Annotated in this window: 8 protein-coding genes; 7 read left to right on the forward strand and 1 reads right to left on the reverse strand. The window is 66.2% G+C overall.

The annotated features are described in order from the left end of the window. The first annotated feature begins 7 nt into the window (after positions 1-7). From IEW01_RS17360 to IEW01_RS17390, 7 genes are read left to right on the forward strand one after another with little or no spacing between them, the layout of a single operon-like run. Positions 8-1111, forward strand: coding sequence for an ABC transporter ATP-binding protein (locus IEW01_RS17360; RefSeq protein WP_188530193.1), 1104 nt, complete (start codon positions 8-10; stop codon positions 1109-1111). A 16-nt stretch (positions 1112-1127) separates the two neighbouring features. Beyond that, positions 1128-2009 (forward strand): FAD binding domain-containing protein, encoded by an 882-nt coding sequence (locus IEW01_RS17365; protein ID WP_188530196.1) that lies wholly within the window; start codon positions 1128-1130, stop codon positions 2007-2009. Continuing rightward, entirely contained in the window at positions 1999-2493 is a 495-nt protein-coding gene (locus IEW01_RS17370) for a (2Fe-2S)-binding protein (RefSeq protein WP_188530198.1), read from the forward strand. Before IEW01_RS17365 ends, IEW01_RS17370 begins: the two co-directional genes overlap by 11 nt. After that, complete coding sequence (locus tag IEW01_RS17375) at positions 2490-4859, forward strand: xanthine dehydrogenase family protein molybdopterin-binding subunit (protein ID WP_188530200.1); 2370 nt, start codon at positions 2490-2492, stop codon at positions 4857-4859. Before IEW01_RS17370 ends, IEW01_RS17375 begins: the two co-directional genes overlap by 4 nt. Positions 4860-4868: 9 nt before the next feature. After that, positions 4869-5774 carry an NAD(P)-dependent oxidoreductase gene (locus IEW01_RS17380; RefSeq protein WP_188530202.1) on the forward strand — a complete coding sequence of 302 codons (906 nt, stop codon included), beginning with the start codon at positions 4869-4871 and terminating at the stop codon, positions 5772-5774. Next, entirely contained in the window at positions 5774-6379 is a 606-nt protein-coding gene (locus tag IEW01_RS17385) for an SRPBCC family protein (protein WP_188530204.1), read from the forward strand. Before IEW01_RS17380 ends, IEW01_RS17385 begins: the two co-directional genes overlap by 1 nt. A gap of 5 nt (positions 6380-6384) precedes the next feature. Beyond that, positions 6385-7557 carry a M20 aminoacylase family protein gene (locus tag IEW01_RS17390; RefSeq protein WP_188530206.1) on the forward strand — a complete coding sequence of 391 codons (1173 nt, stop codon included), beginning with the start codon at positions 6385-6387 and terminating at the stop codon, positions 7555-7557. 73 nt (positions 7558-7630) lie between these two features. On the opposite strand, the gene IEW01_RS17395 is transcribed toward IEW01_RS17390, so the two are convergent. Beyond that, the gene (locus tag IEW01_RS17395) at positions 7631-9280 is read right to left on the reverse strand and encodes a ShlB/FhaC/HecB family hemolysin secretion/activation protein (RefSeq protein ID WP_188530207.1); all 1650 of its coding nucleotides are present in this window, start codon (positions 9278-9280) and stop codon (positions 7631-7633) included. Positions 9281-9339: the final 59 nt, after the last annotated feature.

Below are 9339 nucleotides of genomic sequence, written 5' to 3' on the forward strand. Positions count from 1 at the left end.
CAAGCCCTTGGCCCGCATCAGTTTCGAAAACGTCAACAAGAACTACGCGAATGGATTCCACGCGGTGAAGGATCTCAACCTCGAGATCCACGACAAGGAATTCCTCGTCCTGCTCGGCCCGTCAGGTTGCGGCAAGTCCACCACGCTGAACATGATCGCCGGCCTCGAAGAGGTGAGCGACGGCGCGCTTCGCTTCGACGACCAGATGGTGAACTACGTGCCGCCGCACAAACGCGACGTGGCGATGGTCTTCCAGTCCTACGCGCTCTATCCGCACAAGACGGTGTTCGACAACATCGCCTTCGGCCTCCAGATGCGGAAGCAGCCGAAATCGGAGATCGAGCGCCGCGTGAGAGACGCGGCCCGGAAGCTCGAAATCGAGCATCTGCTCGACCGTCGCCCCGGACAGCTCTCCGGCGGGCAACGCCAGCGCGTGGCGCTGGGGCGGGCGATGGTGCGCGACCCGGCCGTGTTCCTGATGGACGAGCCACTCTCCAACCTCGATGCCGCGCTGCGCATCTCGATGCGGGCCGAGATCAAGGAACTGCATGAAGCGATGCAAACCACCTTCGTCTACGTGACGCACGATCAGGCCGAGGCCCTGACACTCGCCGACCGGATCGTGGTGATGCGCGATGGCGAAGTGCAGCAGATCGGCACCTCGGACGATATCTACGAACGCCCGGCCAACACTTTCGTCGCCTCGTTCCTCGGCAATCCGCCGATCAACTACATCGACGGCGAGATCGAGGTGAGGGGAGAGGCCGAGGCGGTGTTTCAGCACCCGTCTGTCACCCTGACCCTGCCGCCCGAAATGGCACGCAAGCTGTCCGGCGCGCAGGGGCGCCGGGTCCGTCTCGGGATCCGGGCCGAGGATGTCGACGAACGGGGTGACGGAGCCGAGGGCCACCTGATCCATGGCACGGTCAACTCGGTGCTGCCGGTCGGCTCGGACCAGTTTCTCGGCATGGAGTTTGGCGGCGCGGAGCTGTTTTTCCGCGTTGGCAAGGGGATGCGCCACAAGAACGGCGAGGCCATCGCGCTCACGGTCGACGTGAACCGCCTGCATGTTTTCGACGCCGAAACCGGCGCATCGCTTTTGTACGATTGAGGCTTGTGCCAAGACCATGAAACCGGCCCCGTTCAGTTACCATCGTCCCGGCACGCTTGAAGAGGCGCTGGGCCTGTTCGCGTCCCACGGCGCGGCGGCCAAACCGCTCGCGGGCGGGCAAAGCCTTGGGCCGATGCTGAACATGCGGCTTGCCCGTCCGGCGCATCTCGTCGACCTGAATGACCTGATCGAACTCGACTACGTGCGGCAGGACAAGTCCGTGCTGGAGATCGGCGCACTCACCCGGCACCACCGGATCGCCACCGCCCCCGAGGTGAAGCGGCTGGTCCCAGTTCTGGCTGCGGCCGCCGCAAGCATCGGACACTACGCCATCCGCCAGAGGGGCACCCTCGGTGGCAGCCTTTGCCATGCCGATCCGGCGGCGCAATTGCCCCTGCTCGCCGTGGCGCTCGATGCCGAAATGGTCATCGCGTCTTCGCGCGGCACGCGGCGGGCGCAGGCGGAAGCGTTCTTCCAGTCGATCATGATGGTTGACCTCGCCGAGGATGAATTGCTCACCGCCGCCCGGTTTTCCCTGCCCGAGCCCGACACGGGCTGGGCCTTCGAGTTGTTCAGCCGGCGGCACGGCGATTTCGCAATCGCGAGCATCGCCGCCTTGCTCAAGCTCGATGCGGATGGTGCGGTTGCCGCGCTCAGGATCGCGATCGGCGGCGCTGGCTCCGTGCCGCTGCGGTTGCATGACATCGAGGCCAACGCCCTCGGCGAGCGCCCCGGCGAAAGCTGGATCGAGACAACGGCCGAGGCCGTGGCGCAGGCCATCACCTTCGAAGACGATCCGATGGTGCCCGCGCAATACCGCCAAGATCTTGTCCGCGCCCTCGCGCGCGAAGCCCTATCCAAGGCCCTTGGCCGCTGTCTGGTGACCCATGGAAGCTGACCGTCCCACAACCGTCAACCTCACCGTCAACGGTGAAAACCACGAGGTGGCCATCACCCCGCGCAAACTCCTGTCGGACGTTCTGCGCGAGGATCTGCGCCTCACCGGCACGCACGTGGGCTGCGAGCATGGCGTTTGCGGCGCCTGCACCATCCTGATCGACGGCGCTCCGGCCCGGGCCTGCCTGACCTTCGCGATACAGATGGAAGGCCACGAGATCGAAACCATCGAGGGGGTCACGCCAGACAGCGGCTACAGCCCGCTTCAGCAGGCGCTCCACGACGAACACGGTCTGCAATGCGGCTATTGCACGCCCGGCATCATCATGACCTTCGAGGCCTACCTGAAGGAAAACCCCACCCCGACCGAAGCCGAGATCCGCGATGTGCTTTCGGGCAATCTCTGCCGCTGCACCGGCTATCAGAACATCGTCGCCGCGATCGTCAGGGCGGCTGAGGCCATGCGCGAGGAGGGGGCCCGATGAGCGAAGCCGCCGAGTTCAAACACATCGGCCAACCCTTGCCGCGCCGGGAAGACCACCGCCTGCTCACCGGGCAGGCGCGCTTTCTCGACGATATCGTGCTGCCCGGCGCGCTGCATGCCACCTTCGTGCGCTCGCCCCATGCCCATGCGCGGATCATCGGGATCGACTCGAGCGAGGCGCTAGAGATGCCCGGCGTGGTCGGGGTGTTCACCGGCGAGGATCTCGCGCAGTGGACAACCCCGTTGCGCCTCGCGCCGCAGATCGAAGGGCTGCACCCGGTCGAAATGACGACCCTGCCCATCGACAAGGTCCGGTTTCACGGCGACCCCGTCGCCTGCGTCGTCGCCCTCGATCGCTACGTCGCGGAGGATGCCGCCGAGGCGGTGGAGGTCGAATACGAAGTTCTGGAGCCCGTCGTGGACATCGCCTCGGCCCTCGCCGAAACGGCGCCGATGGTGGATACCACGCTTGAAACCAATCTGGTGTCGCACCAAACCTTCGCCGCCGGCGACCTCGCCGCTCGCCGCGCAGAAGCGCACCGGGTGGTCGAGGCACGCTTCGATCTGCACCGGCACACACATGTGCCGATGGAAACCCGCGGCTGCGCCGCCGACTGGGACCAGGGCCGCGAGCACCTGACCATGCATATCGGCATCCAGGTGCCCCACCCGCTGCGCGGCCAACTCGCCGCGCGGATGGGGCTTGCGGAAAACCAAGTCACCGTCATCTCGCCGGATGTGGGTGGTGGCTTCGGCCAGAAGATCGCGCTCTACCGCGAGGAACTGACCGTCGCGGCGCTGGCGCGGCACCTGCGCCGCCCGGTGCGGTGGCGCGAAGATCGGCTAGAGAACCTCATGGCCGCCAGTCACGCCCGCGAATACCAGAGCCGCACCCGGGCGTCCGTCGACGAAAAGGGGCGGATACTCGGGCTCGAACTCGAGCTGACGGAAGATTTCGGCAGTTATTGCTTTTTCCCCGCGAACTACATGGCCCGGGTGATCGCGCTCATCCTCACCGGCCCCTACCGTATCCGCGATTACGCCTTCGACGTGCGCGTGGTGCTCACCAACAAATGTGGCAACGGGCCGATGCGGGCGCCGATGGCCGTTACCTCATGGATCATGGAAGGCACGATCGAAGCCATCGCGCGCGAACTTGCGCTCGATCCGGTCGAGGTGCGGCGGGTGAACGCGCTCACGGCGGCGGATATGCCCTTCACCATGGCCACCGGCGAAGTGGTCGAGGACATCACGCCCCTCGAAACGCTGGAAGCGGCCGTGAGCGGGATCGACGTCGCGTCCTTCCGCGCCCGGCAGGCCGAAGCACGCCGCGAAGGGCGCTTCCTTGGCCTCGGCCTCTGCACGGTGGTCGAATCCACCACCTATGGCTCGGGCTTCTACAAGTCCGCCGGCATCCCCGGCTCGGGGCACGAGGCGGCCTGGGTGCGGATCGAACCCAGCGGGGTGGTCAATGCCTCGGTTGGGCTGATGGGCACCGGTCAGGGCTACGAATCCTCGCTCGCCCAGGCGGTGGCCGAGGGGCTGGGCGTCTCTCCCGACAAGATCCGGCTTCAGATGGGCCATACCGATATCGCGCCCTACGGCATGGGCAGCCGCGGCGCGCGCGGCGGCACGGCCGGCGGCGGCAGCCTCTACCTCTGCGCCCGCAAGGCGCAGGACCGCGTTCTTGTCATCGCGGCCGACATGCTGGGCCTCAACTCACCCGAGATGTTGCGGCTGAATGACGGGCAGGTCGAACGCATGGTCGCCTCCGACTGGCAGGCCACCGGCATCGGGCTCGCCGATGTGGCCCGGCGCGCCTATCTCGAGCCAACGCTGCTTCCCGAAGGGGTCGACCCGGGGCTCGACGTGTCGATCACCTACGATCCGCCGCCGATGACCTATTCCAACGCCACCCATGCCTGCATCGTCGAGATAGACCCCGCGACCGGGCGGCTCGAAATCGAACGCTACGTGATCGCCGAGGATTGCGGCACCGTGCTCAACCCTGTGGTCGTGCGCGGCCAGCAGCAGGGCGCCACCGCGATGGGCCTGAGCGGCGCGCTCTTCGAACAGGTCGTCTACGACGAGACCGGGCAGAACCTGACCGCCACGCTCGCCGACTACCTCGTCGCCACCGCCTGCGAGACGCCGAATTTCGAGATCATCGAGATGAACACGCCGAACCGGCGCACCCCGACCGGCTCCAAGGGCATGGCCGAGGGCGGCGTGATGGGCGCAATCGGCGTGATCGCCAACGCGGTGAACGATGCGCTGGCCCCCTTCGGCGTTGTCATCGACCGCCAACCGATCACCCCGCAATCCCTGCGCGCCGCCCTGCGCGGGAAGACACCAACCACTTCTTGAGGACAGACCATGACCAACGAAGGCACCAAAGCGACGATCGGCTTCATCGGCCTCGGCATCATGGGACGCAGCATGGCCGGGCACATCCTCGATGCGGGCTACCCGCTACACGTGTTCAACCGCACTGCCGCCAAGGCCGATGACCTCGTCGCCCGCGGCGCGGTTCTGGCGAAGACGCCGGGCGACCTCGCGGCGGCCTGCGATGTGGTGATCACCATCGTCGGCTACCCCGCCGACGTCGAGGGGCTCTATTTCGGCCCGGACGGCCTGATCGCACGGGCGCGTGAGGGCGCGCTGCTGATCGACATGACAACCTCGAGCCCGGATCTCGCCCGGCGCATTGCCGTGGAAGCCGCGAAAGCCGGGATCGAGACGCTCGACGCCCCTGTTTCCGGCGGCGATGTCGGCGCCAGGGCGGGCAAACTGGCGATCATGGTCGGCGGCAGCGCTGCCGCCTTCGGGCGCGCCCTGCCGGTGTTCGAGACGATGGGTGAACGGATCGCCCTGATGGGCGGGGCCGGCGCGGGCCAGCACACCAAGATGGCCAACCAGATCGCCATCGCCTCGACGATGCTCGCCGTGAGCGAGAGCCTCGCCTATGCCGAGGCCGCCGGACTGGACCTTGCGCAGGTGATCGAAGTGGTCGGCTCCGGCGCCGCATCGAGCTTCCTTCTTGGCGGCCTCGGGCCGAAGATGTCCGCGCGTGATTATGCGCCGGGCTTTTTCGTGCACCACTTTGTCAAGGACATGGGGATCGCGCTCTCAGAAGCCGAGCGCATGGGGCTCGATCTGCCGGGCCTCGAACTCGCCCGGCGGCTCTACCAGCGCCTTGTCGACGAGGGATATGGCGAGGAGGGCACGCAGGCGCTCTTTCGCCTCTACGACGCGCGCGATGGCGCGAGGGGTGCGAACTGATGCAATTCGCAGGCGAAAATCTTGTTCCCGCAACGCCCGAGCGGGTCTGGGACGGGCTCAACGACCCCGACATCCTGCGCCGGTCGATCCCCGGCTGCACCGCGATGGAGCGCACCGGCGAGTCCGAGTTCACCGCCACGATCGTTGCCCGCGTCGGCCCGGTTTCGGCAACCTTCAAGGGCAAGGTCGAGATCGTCAATCCCGAGCCTCCGCTCGCATTCACGCTGCGCGGGCGCGGCCAGGGTGGCCCGGCGGGATTTGCCAAGGGCGAGGCCCGCATCGCGCTTTCGCCCGAGGGCGACCAGACCCGGTTGCGCTACGAAGCAGACGTTGAAATCGGCGGCAAGCTCGCGAGCGTCGGCTCGCGGCTGATCCAGGGCGTGGCCCGGAAAATGGCCGATGACTTCTTTGCACGCTTTGCCGACGCTCTGATGGGAACCGGAGCGCAGGCAACGGAAGGGCCGCCGCCACTTGCGGAGCAACACCAAGGCGGCCCTTCCACCCCTTCATTCGCGGCGCGGCACATTCCACTGATCGACCGCCTCGCCTGGCTCGGGGTCGGCGTGGCCCTCGGCGTGGCCGGCGCGCTTTGGCTTCTGGAGTGATGGCGATGAAGATTTCCCCTCATATCCGGGAACTGGAAGGCCAGTTGGTGGATTGGCGCCATCACCTGCATGCCAATCCCGAAACCGCCTTTGAAGAGCATGAAACGGCCGCCTTCATCGCCCGTGAGCTTCGTGCGATGGGGCTGGAGGTGCATACCGGGATCGCCGGCACCGGGGTTGTGGCGCTTCTGCGCAATGGCCCGGGCCGCACCATCGGCCTGCGCGCCGATATCGACGCTCTGGATGTCGAGGAGCTGACCGGGCTTCCCTATGCGTCCACGAAGGCGGGCAAGATGCATGCCTGCGGGCATGACGGCCATACCACCATGCTGCTCGGCGCGGCGCGGCATATGTCGGAAAACCCGCCCGGCCCCGGCACCGTGATCTTCATCTTCCAGCCAGCGGAAGAAAACGAGGGCGGCGCGCGCGAGATGATCCGCGACGGGCTTTTCGAGCGCTTCCCGGTGGACCTCGTTTTTGCCCTGCACAACTGGCCGGGCCTCGCCGAAGGCAGTTTCGCCGTGCATGACGGGCCGGTGATGGCGTCGATGGATAATTTCGTCCTTCGCCTCGTCGGAAAAGGCGCCCACGGCGCCATGCCGCACCAGGGGATCGACCCGATCACGATCTCCGCCCAGATCCAGTTCGCGTGGCAGACCATTGTGAGCCGCGCGGTCGATCCCACCGACGCGGCGGTGATCAGCATCACCCAGATCCACGCCGGCGACACGCTGAACGTCATTCCGGAATCGATCGAGCTGAAGGGAACCGTCCGGTCCTTCCGCCCCGAAACACGCGATTTCCTCGAAGCCGAGATGTCTCACCGCGCGCGCCACGTCGCCGAAGCCTTCCATGCCACCTCGGAGTTCACTTTCGAACGGCGCTATCCCTCGACGATCAACGATCCCGCCGCCGCTCGCCTTGCCGAAAGCGCAGCGCGGGAAATCGTCGGTGCCGATGCGGTTCAGTCGGGCCTCGCGCCAAGCATGGCCTCGGAAGATTTTTCTTTCATGCTGGAACAGATGCCCGGGGCCTATGTCTGGATCGGCAACGGCCCGGCGGACGGCGGGCGCAACCTACACAGCCCGCACTACCGGTTCAACGACAGCATCCTTCCCCTCGGCGCGCAGTATTTCACCGAGATCACCCGCCTCGCACTGCGCGGAGACAATCGCTGAGCGTATAATTGCGGCTCGATCGAGCCGTCGCTGGATCAGGAATCCGGTCGCCTGTTCTGAACGCGCGCGACCACTAGAAAGCGGCGTAGGACAGCGCCACTGACAGGGTCGCCCGCGACTGGTTTGGCACCGCATTGATCAACGGCACGGCCACGGCCGCCTCGAGCCGGAACCCGTTGTTGAAATCGAAGGCCGCGCCAAGCCCCGACGACGCCATCGTGGTTCTGGCCGGGAAGGTCGAGAAAACCTCGCCAACGTCGGCAAAGACGAAGCCGTCGATCGAAACATCCTGTTTCTTGAAGGTCTTGTGCAGTTCCAGGTTGGCGAAATAACCGCTGCCACCGGCAACGCCTTCGGTAGGATAGCCCCGCACCGTCGACGGCCCGCCGATCTGGAACAAAAGGTTGCCGGGCAGGAGCGGCACCGCGCTTGTCTGCCATCCGCCGCGCCCGATCAGGGTCAGGCTGTCGTTGAACCGATAGGCGCCGTCGAAAGACCCGGCTCCAATGACGTAGTCGGTGCTCGTCGCGGCGATATTGTCCTCGACCGTGGCGAAAACCGCCTGCGCCTGGGTGTTGAAGGTCCAGTTCTCACCGGTGAAGCCGATCGAAACGCCCGGCGCGAGTTTCGTGGTCTTGGCGTCAACCAGCGGCGTGCCCGCCGATGTCGAGACGGATAGCCCCTGAAAGGCCGAGGCCGTCGCTTCGAGCAAGAACCGGTCAGTCGCCACGATCGGCTGGGTCAAGGTGGCGGACCCTGACCTCGACCAGCCTTCCAGATCCAGCCCCACCGAAGGCCCTGCGATCACGTCGTAACTCGAAACGGTCCCGTTCAGCGCGAGCCGCGTGCCGATCGGGGTGATCGGGAAATCGAAGCGGGCGGTGGCCGACCGGCTCCCTTGCGACAATTCGCCATACAGCAGGAAGGTATCGTCGATACCGAAGAAGCCATAGCGGCTGATCATCACCGAGCCGCGCACCGCGCCGGTCGAGGAGACGCCATCGTTGTCGACGAAAAACTGCAGCTTCCGCGGAGACGGCTCCGTCACGCCGAACAGCAGATCGGTCAGCCCGAAGGCAGCGCCGGGTTGCAGCAGGAGCCGCAGTTGCGCCCGGTTGGTCTGGTTGAAGAAACTGATGTCGCGCGCCGCGGTGGGCACATCCACCGTGGTGCCGCGGGTCAGGCGCACCCGATCGGTGATGTATTCGGTCCTGGTCTGGTGGTCACCGACCACGCCCACAACGCCCAACTGGCCCTCGACGAGGTTGATGACGAGTTCGCCGTTGTCGAGGTCCTGTGGCGGCAGGATCGCCGCGGCGGTCACCACTCCCTTGGCGGCATAGAGATCGTTCACATCCCGCACCAGCTCCGACAGGCCGGCGAAATCGACCCGCCGGCCGACATAACGCGCCTTGATCGCGTCAAGCTCGGCTTCCGAAAGAAAAGCCGAACCCGGGGTGAAGGTAACCGATGTCAGCAAGACGGTCGGTCCGCCCGGCGGCGGAAGTTCGCGGCGGACAACGGGATCGGAGATGACCGCATCCCCCTCCTGGCGAACCCGGGTCGCGTCGTCCTCTTCGTCCAACCGGCGCTCGGCCTCGGCGGCGATCGTGGCCGCGAGGTCGGCCGACTGGGCCAGAACCGGTCTGGCGTCCAACACGGCGTTGATCCCAAGCGCGAGAACGGCAGTCGTCGCCACCTGCCGAAGTGCTCGTCGTGCCATCTTGTCCACCATGATCAATGCCCCAAAGTCTTTTCCGGTCCGCGGTGTTCCGCTGGAAG

The organism is Sinisalibacter lacisalsi, from assembly GCF_014640115.1.
Taxonomy (GTDB): Bacteria; Pseudomonadota; Alphaproteobacteria; order Rhodobacterales; family Rhodobacteraceae; genus Sinisalibacter; species Sinisalibacter lacisalsi.

Excerpts from the sequence above, each read along its gene's own strand:
- IEW01_RS17375 (WP_188530200.1), top strand. The coding sequence starts at position 2,490 with ATGAGCGAAGCCGCCGAGTTCAAACACATCGGCCAACCCTTGCCGCGC.
- IEW01_RS17395 (WP_188530207.1), bottom strand. The coding sequence starts at position 9,280 with ATGGCACGACGAGCACTTCGGCAGGTGGCGACGACTGCCGTTCTCGCG.
- IEW01_RS17380 (WP_188530202.1), top strand. The coding sequence starts at position 4,869 with ATGACCAACGAAGGCACCAAAGCGACGATCGGCTTCATCGGCCTCGGC.
- IEW01_RS17390 (WP_188530206.1), top strand. The coding sequence starts at position 6,385 with ATGAAGATTTCCCCTCATATCCGGGAACTGGAAGGCCAGTTGGTGGAT.
- IEW01_RS17385 (WP_188530204.1), top strand. The coding sequence starts at position 5,774 with ATGCAATTCGCAGGCGAAAATCTTGTTCCCGCAACGCCCGAGCGGGTC.
- IEW01_RS17370 (WP_188530198.1), top strand. The coding sequence starts at position 1,999 with ATGGAAGCTGACCGTCCCACAACCGTCAACCTCACCGTCAACGGTGAA.
- IEW01_RS17365 (WP_188530196.1), top strand. The coding sequence starts at position 1,128 with ATGAAACCGGCCCCGTTCAGTTACCATCGTCCCGGCACGCTTGAAGAG.